We start from the raw sequence: 14898 nt of genomic DNA, 5'->3' as shown, positions 1-14898 counted from the left end.
TCATTCTCTCCCGGCGCGGTGGCTCTAGTTCTTCTTTTGCCACCGTTCTCATCTTTATTTAGTCTAAACTACAGTAAGTAACCAAACCAAATTAATTACATAAAGACTCTTTACGCTGTAAGGCTTTCAGGCGATATTATGTGTAATTAATTCTGCACAACTACTTAGTAAATAGCACGTAAAATATTAAAATAGATGACTAACAAAAATCATACCAGTTAATTAATGAAAAGTAAAAAGCAGATTGAGCAAATTGCACAGAATTTAAAGCAAGCCATCTCAGACAGAGATCAAAAGCTAGCCTTAGACTTATTTCGAGCGGGATTACAACAAAGTGAGGCGGAATTTGTAGGTCAACTACGAAAAATTGGTGTACTTCGATGCTCAAACTATGATTTCCAATCTCAGATACTTAATTCTTTGATAAATGAAACTGGGAAAATAAACATCAGCCAGGATAGCCAAGTTTACTTTGAATCTATAAAATCGCTTCTTTCCATCTCAAGAAATATTCAAACCTTATTTAAGGTTTTACTTAAAGAGGTTGATGATCTTGAGATGAAAAGTTACCTAGTTGCAGTTGATTCATTGTTCTGGCCACTTTATGGTCTTCAACAAGACCGCGCTAATCGCTACTCTGTATGTAAGGAAGAGCTAGCTTTAGCCTTTTCTTTATATCTTTATCATAGCCATGACAAAAATGTTATAGAAAAATCAAATATTGATAAAGTCAATGAAAAACGCTTAAACGATGAATATTACCTTACCAAATTAGAGGATTTTAACAAATTATTTGTTTTTAAAGAGTCTGAAGTGCTTGTAGATCGTTTTGGTTATACAGTTACACAAACTGATGCAAAAATTATTATAAAAGCACCTGACCCAAAGTTTGAGATGAGCCGTTGTCTCGGCTACATAAGACAATCAATGCAAGAGAGTGCTAACTCGTTTGAGTCTTTGTCAGAATTATCAGAAATAACAGAAAAATACCCCTCTATATTGGAATTTTCAAAGACGTATTATCAAAAGTTTAAAGACTCTACATTTAAGATTATAGACAGTCCTTTAAAACGAATTGTCATGCAATTTCCCCCTCAAAACTTAAGTAATTTTTTGGACACTAACAGTCTTTTTATGGAAGAAGAGATGATTCTTAAAGAACTTGAAAATAATTTATTTATTGACTTTAAAAAAGTAAATGAAATCCCAGTTTCCCAAAGCTTATCATTATTCGACATCATTAAAGTACAACGGTTATTTGCATTTATGTTATTTGTTCTTACGGAGTATATAGACTCTAATAATCTCTTTAAGTCTAAGTTATTTTGGCGCTCTATGCCTGTTTTACAAGCCAATAAACTCAAAGATTTATTGGCTAGTTTTTTGGGAGAACAAAAGGCAAAAGAAATTTTTGAGTTATTTACTTGGAGATTAGAAAGCAAGAAGAGATTTGATTTACAAACGTACCCATTTATTAATGTTGAAGATTGGATACTTTTACCTCTGGGAATTTTAACTAACTCTGATCTTTGTAGAAACATTCTTCAATCAATTAATTTGAGATTTGATTCAGAATCATTTGAAGATCCAATTGTTCGAGAGATGGAGAGATGCTTAAAGCCAGCATCATCAATATTTGAAACCAACTTAAAATATTCTTTTAAGGGCATTGAAGGCGACGTAGATGTCTTAGCTGTTGTAGATAACTGCCTATTTGTATTTGAATGCAAAAACTCCTTGCATCCTTGTAATGTATTTGAATTGAGAACCACTTATGATTGCATTCAGAAAGCCGCAACTCAATTGACTCGCTTCCAAGATTTATGGCAGCAAGAACCTTTCAGAGCGTATTTAGCAAGGAAGATTAAAACACAGCCTAATTTGCCATCCCAATTATGTTCATGTATTGTCATGGGAAATCGAATGTTTTCAGGTTTACGTGAACAAGGGCATAGCGTCAGACCAATCCGGGAGCTTTGTTACATCATCTCTAAAGGAGAAATTCTACTTAATTCATATAATATTTATGACCAAAATGCAGGTAAGAAGAGCATTATCAAATTTAAACTATGGAAGGAAGACCAATTAAAGGCAGAAGATTTATTGGGTTATATTCAAGAAGATTCTCTTCATAAGTGCTATTTCAATTCTATGCTCAGAATTGAGCAAACAATTAAACTGAAGAATAAATCTCTAGTTCAAGAGTCGTATTCTTTTAGTCCTGAGATGTTTTTTGAGCAGTTAGTAGATAACTTTAGATTTACTACAGAGAATCTGTAGGGCTTTCATAGGTATCCTTAGAGTATTACACCAAGCTGTTTTTAGCTTGTTTTTATCTCTAACCTCACCCTAACTTGATCGTGAGCACTAACATTTTATATTGAGTTAGGCAAAATTTGGTGATTAGCCTGACTTTCTTGCGTCTCACTCTGGAATTCGGGCAATAAGCAGCGCCCTAAAACAAGATCCGATCGCCAATCAACAAAAAAACGCAGCATCTGCTACTGAATCCTATCAACTCAATCCCGCAATAATATTGACGCTCATCGCCAAAATAGCCGTGTTAAAAAAGAACGAGAGCACGCTGTGAAAAAGCACGAGATACCTCATGGAACGAGAAGTAATCTGCACGTCTGCAACTTGGCAAGTCATCCCAATCCCAAAGGAGAAATATAAAAAATCTTTGTAGTCTGGTTCCTCATCGCCCGGAAAATCCAAACCATTCGCCTGCGAGTAGCTGCCGTGCTGCTTGCTGCGGTTTCCGTAGTAGCTGTGGGCATAGTGCATCGTAAAAATAGTGTGGACTTGCATCCAAGAGCCAACAATTGTCAGCACAGAAAGCCCTAAGTGCAGAAATAGTAAATTTGGGGGCAAGCCTTTGGTATCGCGCAGCAGGAAGACGATCGCCAATAAGCTAGCACAAGCCGCTGCCATGATCGTACTTAAGATAGCCAAGCGGCCAGCGTCCAACTGCTGAGCGTTGTGGCGCATCAGTTCGGGAGTGCCTTGCAGCATCAGCATCCAAGTCAAAATCAGGAAACTGACAGCGCCCGCGTTCCAAATGCACAGCATCCGAGTCAGGAGGAAATAGTGAGGCGGCAGGAAAACAGCGACTGCTATAGCGAACAGAACAGACGCAAACAAGCGGTGCCGGACGCTCCACACCCACTGCATTTGAGATTTGGAAACATTTCTCACAGAAATCTAGCCTAGTAATGGTTAGAAAATGCCAACTACTGCTATCTTGCCAGGAAATCCCACACAATAATCAATTGGTAACACGCGACACGGACAGGATTTTTCATGCCTTTCGATAGATCGATCGACCTCAACGTTCTAGGTACAGTGGAAAAAAAGAAAAATTGTGGTTTGACATTATGGCATCCTCCCAACCCCTCAAAGGTATTGAATTGATCGACTGCGCCAAAGCCAACGCCCAACAAGGAATCGCCACCGCCGCCCAGCTTTGCGGCTACGGGAGCGATCTCAACACCTTCGAGCAGGAACTGAAACAGGCTTGCCAAAACATCGGTGTCGAAGTCAAGGAATTGAGCGACTTGATTACGGATCAGCAGATGATCAAACCAGGAATGGGCATCGAAATCGCTCCAGACACTCCCTCAGAACTCTAAGATCAATCTCCAGCGCACCAGGAAAGAGAGCTAAAACCGCCCAGACAGGAGTATTGTCAGTCTGTCACAAGAGGCAGGCTAGAATATTTGGCATGGGATCTTCTGACTTTTGGCAGGAGTCGTGTTTCCTCCCACGAAGAGGGTGCTTTCTGGAGGGTGCTGAGATTGTTAGGAGGACTGTCGTGTCAGATCAGCAAGACCGAATAATGCGTTTGTTTATAGAGGAGGCTAAGGAGCACCTCGATACTCTAGAAAATGGTTTGGTGGATTTGAAGTCCACGATGAAAGACCCCGAAAGCCTCCAAGAGATGTTTCGCGCCGCCCACTCGGTGAAAGGAGGGGCGGCTATGCTTGGCTTGGATAGTATTAAAACAACCGCTCACCGCTTGGAAGATTGTTTTAAGGTGCTCAAGGACGGGCCCGTCAAGCAGGTTGACCAAACGGCAGAATCCCTATTCTTAAAGGGAGTTGATACGCTTAAAGACTTGCTGAAGCGACTGGAAGGGCCTTTCGGGTTGAGGAATGAAGAGGGAGAAAAACTCGTCCAGCAGGTGATGCCTGTTTTTGCTCAACTGGAAACTCATCTCAACAACTTGGCTGCGGGCAAAGTTCAGCCGGTTCCTACTGCTGGATCTCGCGCGCCCGGGGTGGCTCAAACAGCGGGGGCGACGCCGGCGAATTTTGCTGGTGAAGTCATGGTTTTACTGAAAGAGATGTTGCAGGTGTTCAAGCAGAAAGAATCGGCTGCTAGTCGTCAGGAGTTGGCGGCTGTGTGCGTTCGACTCTATAAGTTGGGAGCTAAATTTGAGTCTTGGCAAAATTTAGTTAAAACTGCTAGAGGGGCGATCGTTAATCCGAAAAACTCTTATAAAGTCTTAGCTCCGTTGGTGATCAAAGAACTCAAGGAGGCTGGGGATTTGGTGCAAGGGGGGAAAGTCAAGACGATCGCTCCGAGTAAAAATTTGCTACTTTTGGCAGCAAGCCCAAAACCAACAGTTCCAGCAGCCCCAGCAGCTCCAGCAGCCCCAGCAGCAGCGTCGAAGCAAGTAGCTCTTCCCGCCGAACCGAAGGCGTTAGTCAGGCTTTTGCTCAAAACCTTTAACAAAAAGCAACTCTCGGAAATTGCCAAGTTACTGGTTCACGCCATCAAATCCTCTTCCTAGCAGTTGTTTCAGTAGAAGATAGAGTCAAAGCAATATTTTTGAAGCGGAGAATTTTTGGGTGCGTGCTGGCAGCCTGAGTTGAGCAGCAACTCGAAAAAATTCACTTGTTCAAGATTTTTGCCCTCTAGCTTCTACTGTTGGGCAACCCTGCGTTAGAATTAGTGGATATGGGGTCGGCGTGCAATGCTTTGTACCAGAATAAAAAATCGAGCAGGCTTTAGAAGGCGGTAGCTGTGAAACCAATTCGTTCATTAGAAGATGCTTTAAACCGCTGTCAGGCGATGGGAATGCGCTTGAGCCGCCAGCGTCGATTTATTCTAGAGCTTTTGTGGGATGCCAAAGAACATCTCTCGGCTCGCGAAATTTACGATCGCCTGAACCAACAAGCCAAGGGGATCGGTCATACTTCTGTTTATCAAAATCTGGACGCTTTGTCGAGAGAAGGGATTATTGAGTGCATCGAACGATCGGAGGGACGCTTGTACGGGAATGTCAGCGACTCTCACTCTCATGTCAATTGTCTGGATACGGCTCAGATTCTCGACGTTCATGTGGAATTGCCGATCGACTTGATTGAACAAATCCAACAGCAAACTGGTGTCAAAATTGTAGACTACCGGATAGATTTCTACGGATATCGATCGCCAGAGTCCGCCTTGGGCGCATCGACTGTTAGCGATACACCAAAGGCTTCGTAAACGATGAGGCAGCCTTGGTTAAAAGCAAGATGGATATTTTTGCTAGGGCTGTTTGAGGTATAAAATAATTTAAGTATTGATACTCCCCAGGGCTGAAGCCACGGGGATTCTTGAATGAATCCGAGAACTCTCAAAGGCGTTATCAAAGCACCTCTATACGCTCAAAACAACTACCAGTACAAAAGGTATTGCAATTGCGCTTACTTTTAAATTGTTTGCTTTCATAGTCCATCACAACGCCAGATAGGTACGCTTCACATTCTGCCATTATTTGTCAGTTATACAGGCTTACTACTCCTTAAGGAGTGTGGTGGCTCACTGTGCCGGGATTTCTCCGATACTAGAATGCTTCAACACGTAGATGGTTGTTTTACTTGCTAATCTAATTATAACAAAACCTTTCAATGAGTTGCGTAAATAAATGTTGAAGGCGGTTGAAACCGCTACCGAGTTCCTCCCCATGTCGTTAGCCCGGGGCTTCCCTCTCGTTTTTTGGTGAAACTCGATCGGCTGTTTGGGCGATCGGGAAATAAAATTGAGAACTCAGCAAAAAAATTTGTTATACCCGCTACAGGTATCAAGTTGAGACAAAACCAGGTTTAATACTCGCTTTATTTTTGAGTGCGCTGGAATCGGACGAAATTTTGTATAGCAACTTCCATACCACTCCCAAATGTATCTGTGGAGTCAAATCTCAAATCTCAAATCGCTCGACTGACGGGGGTTTCTACTGTTTTTTTAGCTCAACTGCACCCGGAAGCAGTGAATAATTGTTCGATAACTGGTATGATTTACGTGCTTCTTGAGCCGAAAATGCTCAGAAGCAAAAAGTGGGGCTGGACATGAGCCTGACTATAAAACGCCGTAGAGGGAAAAATTGCCAGTACCTTGAAGGAAGTTCTCGATCTCCTTAACAGGAGTCAGAAACCCACATCGAATCTATGATTTGATGTGGGAGTGTCACGCAGAGAGCGCATTACAGGACAGGCTGAAGTAATGGCGAGACGACAATCTGACCAATTCCACACACCACCGCAATACAACCCATCCCCCAAACCGATCGCACAGTTGAGTGCAGCGGCGACAGACGATGCGAGTTCCTCTAACCAAGCGTTGCCGATTGAGGGCAAAAGAACTTTTTGGCAGTGGCAACTGATCTGGCTGAGTCTCCTGGTGGGATTTGGTGTAACCGGTGCCGCTGCATTTCTGTGGTTGCTGACGATGCCACCGCCGCCTAATTGCCAGCAACTGTCGCCATTGGCGGCGGACGGAGAGCGACTCTACTGCGCTCAGCAAGCCGCTAAATCGGGCAAGCTAGAACAACTAGAATCGGCAATAGCACTGGTGCAGGCTTGGCCACAAGAACACCCGCTATACTCGCAAGGTCAACATTTGATCGGGGAATGGTCGAAAGCCATGCTCCGATTTGCCAGGGCAAAAATTGAGCTGGGCGATTTGAAGGGCGCTTTGGCGATTGTGGCGAAAATTCCCAAAACCAGTCCGTCTTACCCAGAGGTACAGGAGGCTGTGACTGCTTGGGAAAAAAATTGGCAGGAGGGTCAAAAACTCTACGATACAGCCCTAACAGCTTTGAAAAGTGAGGATTTAAAGAAAGCCTGGGATTACGCTCAAGCTCTGTTCAAGCTGGAAAATATTTTCTGGAGTCAGAAGCGTTACAACGAGCTGATCCAGCAGATTTCTATGGAAAGAAACGGCTGGCAGCGGTTGCAAGAGGCGAGAAATTTGGCGCAGGACGGAACTCCGCAAAAGTTCGCTGAGGCGATCGTCCTGGCTCGCAAAATTGACTCGCAGCTTTTTGCCCGGGCTAAAGCTGAGAAGGAAATTGAGGGCTGGAGCCGGACTTTGCTGGCAATGGCAAATAAGCGGTTGGGGGCGAAAGACCTGCCGGGGGCGATCGAGGCTGCTTCTGTGGTGCCGCAGAATTCGCCACTGTTTGCGGAAGCTCAAGATTTGATGCAGTTGGGTAGGGCTCAAGCGGTGATGTGGAACCAGTCGGTATCAACACCGCTGGCGCAACACATTTTTACTTTGCTCGAAGGGCGCGGGGCTGCTAGCCAAATTGCTCCGGGCCGCCCTCTGTACAAGCAGGCTCAAGTTCAAATTGAAAATTTGCAGGTGCAGTTTCAAGATTTGGTGCGGCTGGAAATGGCGAGCACGATCGCCAGTTTCGGTCAGATAGGAGCGTTTCAGGTAGCGATCGAGCAAGCGCAAACCATCGGACCCAAACAGCCGCGGCGGGTTCATGCTCAAACATTGGTGGCTACTTGGCGCCGGGAAATTCAGCGGATTGAAGACCAATCTTTTGTGAACCTGGCGAAGCAGTTGGCAGCACCGGGAACGGTTGAAGGACTTAAGGAAGGCATCGGTCAGGTACTTCTGATCTCTCAAAACCGTCCCCGCAGAGTAGAGGCGCAAACTCTCTTGGCTCAGTGGACGAAACGCATAGAAATTATGCAAGATCAGCCTTTTTTGGATGATGCTATCGCCCTGGCTAAGCAAGGAAAACTGAGCGCGGCTATTGAAAAAGCTTCGGAAATTAAGAGCGGTAGGACTCTTTACGCTAAAGCTCAGGATAATGTCTATGAGTGGGTGAGCGAACTGCAAGTTGCTCAAGATCGTCCGATTCTGGATCGAGCTGCGGAATTAGCATCTCAAGGCAGTCTAGGAGCGGCGATCAATATGGCTTCCCAAATTGGTTACGGTAGGGCGCTCCACTCAGAGGCCGCAGGGGCGATCGGGCGCTGGAGCGCCGAACTGAGAGCCAACACTGCGCCTCCGCCGGAGCCCGCTCGCGAGTACGCACCGGCTCCGCGACAGGAAGAGTCCGCACCGGCTCCGCGACAGGAAGAGTACGCGCCAGCACCGCGACAGGAGGAGTACGCGCCACCTGCTCAAGCAGAACCTTACTATCCGCCCGCCAGACAAGAGGCCCCGGCTCCGGCTCCAGAACCTTACTATCCTCCGGCGAGGGAGCAGGAACCTTACTATCCTCCGGCGAGGGAGCAGGAACCGTACTATCCTCCGGCGAGGGAGCAGGAACCTTACTATCCGCCCGCCAGACAAGAGGCTCCGGCTCCGGCTCCGGCTCCAGATCCGGCTCCGGCTCCGGCTCCGGCTCCGGCTCCGGCTCCGCCATCTATTCCTGAATCGGCCGGGCCTCCTGATGCTAATTTGCTCCCTGAATAATTGGGTTTTCCGGCGATCGACCTCTAACATCTAAAATCGAGTGAGTAATTTGCAACTGCTGTCGATCGATAGCGACCCCATTTTTCGGCTGGGGCTGCGAGTATCCTGCGAGGATTATCCAGACTTGGAAGTTGTCGCAGATGTTGCCACGGGTACCGAGGCGTTGCGGGTTCTGGAAACTCGCTCGCTGGGGTCTGGAGCAGCCAATAAGCCCGCAGATTTGGTAATTTTGGCTGTTGAAGTGTTAAGTTTGCGATCGGGTCAAATCGAAGCGCTGGCAGTTTGTCGCCAACTCAAAACTTTGTACCCCAACCTTCCGCTGTTACTGCTAGGCGGGCCGCTCACACCGGATCTGCTAACGCAGTTACAAGCTGCGGGCGCAAAGGGTTATTGTCCTAAAAATAGAGATGTTTCCCAGACAATAGAAGCTATTCGCGTGGTAGCATCCGGCGGCACTTATTGGCCGACTGATGCGCTAGAAAACTCGGAATTAAAACTAAATTCAGCGGTAGTTCCAATCATAAAAAACTCCCCAGCCAATCCCGAAGAAAACTCAAAGAATTTGATAGTTGATCGGCCAGTACGAAAAATCCTGGCTTATTTTTGTGTGCCTGGATTGCAGCAAATCGATGCAGCTTTGGCGGTTGTTCAAGCTGATTTGGAACAGATGAAAACCGCAAATTCGACAGATTTATCCACTACTTTAGATGGGATTGTAGTCAATGGACACCGCCGAGAATTGCTGGCAGCTCGTTGGATTGTTAGTCAGTTATTGTTTGATGGAAGAGGGGAGAAGGAAGAAGGAAGAAGGAAGAAGGAAGAAGGAATAAGGAAGGCAGAAGGAAGGCAGAAGGAAGAGGCAGAAGGAAGACGAGAGAGTTTGTTGAATAATTCTCAGTTGCAAGTCGCGAATTCCGCAGTTTCGGGTGAAGCTTTGGCGGTTGCGAGTGATTGGCAAGGAAGTTTGTTTGATTCGGTGGCTGCTAAATTGCAGTTGGATTTGGTCAACTTGACTGGTGTGCCTTTGGAAATCGATATTTTGCGATCGACCAAAAAGCGCGAATTGATTAGCTCCATCCTGCGGAAGTTAGAGGATTTGCTGGAAGAATTACGCTTTTCGCAAGTCCAGCAAACTCAATTGTCCGAAAAAATGCCTGCTATTTTGCGGGATTTGTGGGAGGCGACAATCATAGATTTTTTTGGCAGATACTATACGCTGCAAACGGGAGAAAATTGGGTTTTAGACGGCAGTAAAACAAGCTTAAAACTGCCAGAAAGTCAAGGGGGAAGCGCTGCTGATCTATTGGCTAGCAGCAGCGTAGAAGTGGTGCCGGTGCTGCTGGCCAATGCTGATGCAGTTGCAGCCGAAATCCTTGACAAAATCCCGATGACTGTTGATTTTTTTGCACATTTGCTATTTGAAATTCCGCTAACAGTTGATAATATTTCTTCTCTGGCTGGCAGCCCGCAAGCGATGCAGCGAGCTGAAGCTTTGTTAGAAAATTTGGCAATTCAAATTGCTAGCGGAGTGGTACAGCCTCTGCTAAACAATTTTGCAAATATTGAGGAAATCAAGCAAATTTTTTACGATAGCAAGTTGATTTCGACACGGGAAATTGAGCGGTTTCGGAATAATGTATCGTGGAGATATCGATGGAATAGCTATTTTGTGGAACCGAAAGCTATTTTTGAAAGCAGGTTTTTGCTGTTTGTTTTGGGCGATTCGGGAATTAAGAGAATTTCTATTTATGCTCCGAGAAATCTAGAGTTAGCACAGCTTACTGGGTGGCAGTTGGCTTTGACTTTGCTGCTGGAAGCTAGGGATGCGATCGCACCTAGGGTCCGCGCGGTGATTTCGCTGTTGGGTGCTGCTGTTGTTTACGTTTTGACTCAGGTAATAGGGCGGGGAATTGGTTTGATCGGGCGGGGAATTATTCAGGGAATTGGTAATTCTTTGCAGGATAGCAAGTTTGGTAAAAATGGGTGAGTTGACAGTTGACAGTTGACAGAAGCAAGAATCAAAAAGGCAGAGTTGACAGTTGACAGTTGACAGTTGAGCGAAGCAAGAAGGAAGGAAGAATGAATAGGGGAATGTACGGGATTGAACGGATTGAGATGAATCACTCGAATTTCAGATAATTGGTAATTGCTAATTGGTGATTGGTGGTATTATAGATAATGACTTAATTATATAAGGTTAAATTTTTATGAGTATTATGATTGCGATCGATGCCGATCGCATAAACAGCTTAGATTTGTCTCCAGTGCGGACTGTGATTGAACAGTGGCTGGCGGCTGGGGCGATCGCCCAAAACGAACAACAGGTACAATTTGAAATTGAGTATCCGCGCGAAGAATTAGATCCGCGAGAAATATCCGAAATTCCCGAAGTGCGGCTGTGGTTTATTCGCTTGGATGCTTGCTATCCGTGGCTGCCGTTTTTGCTAGATTGGAAAGCGGGAGAATTGGCGCGCTATGCGGCGATGTTGGTGCCGCACCAGTTTCACCGCACCCAAGGCATTCAGTACAATCCTGAAGCTTTAGAAATGTTTTTGATGAGCAAAATTTTTGTGCTGACTGATTGGTTGAACCAGCAGGGAATTCCCAGTAAATCGAAGTTGATGGCGATGTCGCAGATGTTTGGTTATGATTTGGATGATGCTTTTTTTGATGTGATCGTCCCGCATCAATAATACCTAGCACCTCTAATTAACATCCTCCTAATTAGGTATACTAATCTCTATCTTAAGAATTATCTTACCAGGTATAAACCGGATTTTTTCAATTGTGGGGCAGGCTTTAAGACTCGCTCCACAAGCTATAAGTTAGATCGGGAAAGCTTAATTAATCTTAATAGTAACCGCAAAACGGCTTTAATACAATGCTTTGACCAGCTTGCCCAGCAATGCTGTTGGTTGACTTCACACTTTCCTCAGAATTTAGAGTTAGTTTAGATAGACACCGATCGCCCGATTCGATCGATCGAGGAAATGTCCCATGAAAACAGATTACCTCATCGTCGGCAGTGGTTTATCAGCACTGGTTTTCGGAGCCTTGATGGCCAATTCCGGCAAAATCGTACACATCCTCGAAGCTCACGAGCACCCCGGAGGCTTTGGCCACACCTTTACGATGGCCAAAAAATACACGTTTAATGCTCAATTTCACTACGTTTGGGACTGTGGCGAAGGACATACAGTCAATCGAGTCCTCAAAAAACTCGGTCTGGATCGCGATGTCACCTTTGAGCGGTACGATCCGAATGGCTACGACCACATGAGAATGCCTGGGTACGCGCTAGATATTCCCTCAGAACCAGAAGAACTAATCCGCAGATTGTCGGCGCTGTTTCCCGAAGCCAGCGAGAGAATTCGCAAATTTGTCAACGAAGTTGAGCAAACCGGCGCGGGACTCAGAAAACTCGCTCCTCCCGTCAAGCCAATTGAATTAATCAAAAATTTCGGTGACGTATTCTGCGCCATCCAACACCTCAATAGTACACTTCAAGACGTTTTCGACAAGTTCCAACTCCCGCAAGCCGCCCAAACTCTATTAGCCCTGCAATGGCCGGACTTTTTGCTACCTCCAAACCAGCTTTCTTTCTATGCTTGGATTGCTTTGTTTCGAGGCTATCAAGAAGGTGCATTTTACCCGACGCAGCATTTTGAAAATGTCATAAATTCTTTAGTTAAAGTCATTGAATCTAACGGCGGGAAAGTTCTACTAAACCATGAAGTCACAAATTTCAGGCTGACAGATAAAACTGTCACGGGAGTTGAAGCGATGGATTTGACCACGCATCAAACCCATGAATTCACGGGCGACACGGTGATTTGCAACCTTGACCCCAAAAGAGCGGCCAAGATGATTGGAGAGGAACAGTTCTCTAAAACAGTGCGGCGGAAACTCAACTATGAGTATTCGGCATCTAACTATATGGTGTACTGTGTTGTCAAAGATATCGATCTCCGAGACTATGGATTTGGCAAGTGGAATACGTTTCATTCCGAACATTTGGATCTGAATGAAGCTTTTGCTCAAATGTACGATAAAAATGATTTCTCTCGTCCGAGTTTTGCGATTACCACGCCGACTTTTTTGACAGAAGCGCGGCGGGATTGTCCAGAAGATTGTCAAATTGTGGAATTTCTGACTGTTGCTAATTACGGTTATTTTAAGCAACTTTGGGAGAGCGATAAAAAAGCTTACAGGCAGAAGAAACAAGAGATTTTAGACTCAATTTTAGACGTAGTTGAAAAACACTATGTTCCAGATTTTCGCAAACACATGGTTTTTCATATTACCGGAAGTCCTACCACTAACGAGCGCTTCTGCTGGTGCCCTAATGGCAATTCCTACGGTTCTATCCTGACGCCGAAAAACATGGGGGTCGATCGGCTAAATCACGAAACATCCCTCAACAATTTCTATTTCTGCAACGCTTCTTCGGGCTATCCAGGCTTTGCGCCGACATTTTGGACGGGGGCGCTGCTTTATCAGCGTTTATCCGGCGATGCGATTTTAGGGTGAGGAATCACAATTAAATAACAGCGATATTTCGGAGGTTGGGTTGAGGCTTTGGGCGATCGAAAATAGTCTGATATCTATGAGGAGACGGCAATGCCTATTTGTGTCAGCTTAGCATCAAATATAGCATGGATCTACTGTTTGATGCTGAGGTCCAGATCCCCCCTAGCCCCCCTTAAGAAGGGGGGGACAAGAAGTTATCAAAGTCCCCCTTTTTAAGGGGGATTTAGGGGGATCTGGTCTCGGCGATCAACGAGAAATACAAAAGTTTTTCTTCAAGTCCCCCTTTTTAAGGGGGATTTAGGGGGATCGAGACTCCGCTACAAACGAGAGATAAAAAGGTTTTTCTGGTTAAATTGACACCTCCGAGCGGTGCCGTTTCCTACCCGGAATACAAGCATTCAATTAATAGCGATCCAACCTATAAATTAGGAGTAAACTATGAAAATTGTAATTGTTGGGGGCGGAGCTAGCGGTATGGCGACAGCCTACTGGCTCGATAAACAGGGGCATCACGTCACTGTGTTGGAAAGAGAGCCGATTTTAGGCGGACACATTCGGACGCTCAACAAAAATGTTGAACCCAATCAATCTGAGTGCAATGAAATATTAGAAAATGGGGTGCTGGAATTTCCCACTGTGTTTTACAATTTCGTTGCTTTTATGCAGGAGTTAGGCGTTGAATTAGAACCTGTGCAGATTGGTTCAGCGCTGTTTTTTAAAGATGGCGAACACTTTTTGTCGCGAGTATCTATTGAAAAGAATTTCACCGGTATCCAACGCCTGAGTGAGTATTTGCGGCTCGATAGTCTCTACGCTCGTTCGGCTGGATTTATTTTAAAAATGCGGTTTGCTAAACAACACGATTTCTATGATATGCCGCTTTCTCAGAGTTTGAAAAGGTCGTGCGTCCGCAATGATTGGCTGAAGTTGCTGACGATGTACAGCTACTCGATACCGTTTGAATTGCTCGACAATTTTCCGGCAGAATTGGCGATGCCGATGCTACGCGCCTATGCCTCGGTTAGTTGGGTGAGGATTAAAGGCGGGGTGTATTCTTACATTGAAAAGATTCTGGGGCAATTTAAGGGTGATATACGGCTGAATGTGGAGATTGCCAATATTTTTAGAAGTGCTGATGCTGTAAAAATTGTGCTTTCAGATGGGGAGATTCAGGAGTTTGATAAGGTGGTTTTTGCGATGCCACCAGACCAAGTGATGAGGCTGTTGGCTGACCCGACGGATGCGGAAACGAAGCGGTTTTCGGCGTGGAAACCCAATTATGCCACGACGGTGCTACATTCGGATACTTCGATGTACGATCGCTATGGTATCCGCAAGTTATCAGAATTTGATTTTTTCGAGACGGACAAGGGATGGGGCTATAATGCGAGCTTGAATCAGCTTTGTGGCATTTCGTCACCGCGAGAGTATAGTTTAGCATTTCGACTTGATGAGGCGATCGCCAAAAACCAAATTATTCACATCCAAAAACATCACACGCCGCTGTATACTGTCGAGTCTTTTCGATACCGAGACGAAGTTATCGAGACTAACGGCGAGAACAACACTTATCATGCAGGAGCTTATTTGGGAGATGGTTTGCACGAAGGAGCGATTACCTCTGCTTTGCGAGTCGCGAAATTAATCGGGTAAGCTCAATGGTGATGC

Annotated in this window: 10 protein-coding genes; 9 read left to right on the top strand and 1 reads right to left on the bottom strand. The window is 45.3% G+C overall.

Translation table 11 applies throughout. The features are described from left to right. Positions 1-225 precede the first annotated feature (225 nt). A complete protein-coding gene (locus QUB66_RS26730) occupies positions 226-2280 on the top strand; it encodes a hypothetical protein (protein WP_332970340.1) in 2055 nt (684 codons plus the stop codon). A gap of 234 nt (positions 2281-2514) precedes the next feature. Here QUB66_RS26730 and QUB66_RS26725 read toward each other — a convergent pair whose 3' ends face one another. Then, on the bottom strand, positions 2515-3174 hold the full coding sequence (locus QUB66_RS26725; RefSeq protein ID WP_332971294.1) for a DUF1345 domain-containing protein: 660 nt from the start codon (positions 3172-3174) through the stop codon (positions 2515-2517). 203 nt (positions 3175-3377) lie between these two features. Here QUB66_RS26725 and QUB66_RS26720 point away from each other — a divergent pair, with 203 nt between their 5' ends. From QUB66_RS26720 to QUB66_RS26685, 8 genes are all read left to right on the top strand, one after another. Then, complete coding sequence (locus QUB66_RS26720) at positions 3378-3632, top strand: hypothetical protein (protein ID WP_265236908.1); 255 nt, start codon at positions 3378-3380, stop codon at positions 3630-3632. Positions 3633-3838: 206 nt separating this feature from the next. After that, positions 3839-4795: an Hpt domain-containing protein gene (locus tag QUB66_RS26715; protein WP_442923193.1), complete on the top strand. Its 957-nt coding sequence runs from the start codon at positions 3839-3841 to the stop codon at positions 4793-4795. A 233-nt stretch (positions 4796-5028) separates the two neighbouring features. After that, positions 5029-5493: a Fur family transcriptional regulator gene (locus tag QUB66_RS26710; protein ID WP_265236906.1), complete on the top strand. Its 465-nt coding sequence runs from the start codon at positions 5029-5031 to the stop codon at positions 5491-5493. Positions 5494-6450: 957 nt separating this feature from the next. Continuing rightward, the gene (locus QUB66_RS26705; RefSeq protein WP_332970338.1) at positions 6451-8700 is read left to right on the top strand and encodes a hypothetical protein; all 2250 of its coding nucleotides are present in this window, start codon (positions 6451-6453) and stop codon (positions 8698-8700) included. A 40-nt stretch (positions 8701-8740) separates the two neighbouring features. Next, positions 8741-10687, top strand: coding sequence for a DUF3685 domain-containing protein (locus QUB66_RS26700; RefSeq protein ID WP_332970337.1), 1947 nt, complete (start codon positions 8741-8743; stop codon positions 10685-10687). A 220-nt stretch (positions 10688-10907) separates the two neighbouring features. Beyond that, on the top strand, positions 10908-11393 hold the full coding sequence (locus tag QUB66_RS26695) for a CRR6 family NdhI maturation factor (RefSeq protein ID WP_265236902.1): 486 nt from the start codon (positions 10908-10910) through the stop codon (positions 11391-11393). Positions 11394-11697: 304 nt separating this feature from the next. Continuing rightward, complete coding sequence (locus QUB66_RS26690; protein WP_265236900.1) at positions 11698-13230, top strand: phytoene desaturase family protein; 1533 nt, start codon at positions 11698-11700, stop codon at positions 13228-13230. 438 nt (positions 13231-13668) lie between these two features. Then, a complete protein-coding gene (locus QUB66_RS26685; protein ID WP_332970336.1) occupies positions 13669-14883 on the top strand; it encodes an FAD-dependent oxidoreductase in 1215 nt (404 codons plus the stop codon). Positions 14884-14898 lie beyond the last annotated feature (15 nt).

The sequence above is a fragment of the Microcoleus sp. A2-C3 genome (genome assembly GCF_036706065.1).
Classification (GTDB): domain Bacteria; phylum Cyanobacteriota; class Cyanobacteriia; order Cyanobacteriales; family Microcoleaceae; genus Microcoleus.
This window is presented reverse-complemented; position numbering and strand designations above follow the sequence as displayed.

Excerpts from the sequence above, each read along its gene's own strand:
- QUB66_RS26715 (WP_442923193.1), top strand. The coding sequence starts at position 3,839 with ATGCGTTTGTTTATAGAGGAGGCTAAGGAGCACCTCGATACTCTAGAA.
- QUB66_RS26730 (WP_332970340.1), top strand. The coding sequence starts at position 226 with ATGAAAAGTAAAAAGCAGATTGAGCAAATTGCACAGAATTTAAAGCAA.
- QUB66_RS26685 (WP_332970336.1), top strand. The coding sequence starts at position 13,669 with ATGAAAATTGTAATTGTTGGGGGCGGAGCTAGCGGTATGGCGACAGCC.
- QUB66_RS26695 (WP_265236902.1), top strand. The coding sequence starts at position 10,908 with ATGAGTATTATGATTGCGATCGATGCCGATCGCATAAACAGCTTAGAT.
- QUB66_RS26725 (WP_332971294.1), bottom strand. The coding sequence starts at position 3,174 with ATGCAGTGGGTGTGGAGCGTCCGGCACCGCTTGTTTGCGTCTGTTCTG.
- QUB66_RS26690 (WP_265236900.1), top strand. The coding sequence starts at position 11,698 with ATGAAAACAGATTACCTCATCGTCGGCAGTGGTTTATCAGCACTGGTT.
- QUB66_RS26720 (WP_265236908.1), top strand. The coding sequence starts at position 3,378 with ATGGCATCCTCCCAACCCCTCAAAGGTATTGAATTGATCGACTGCGCC.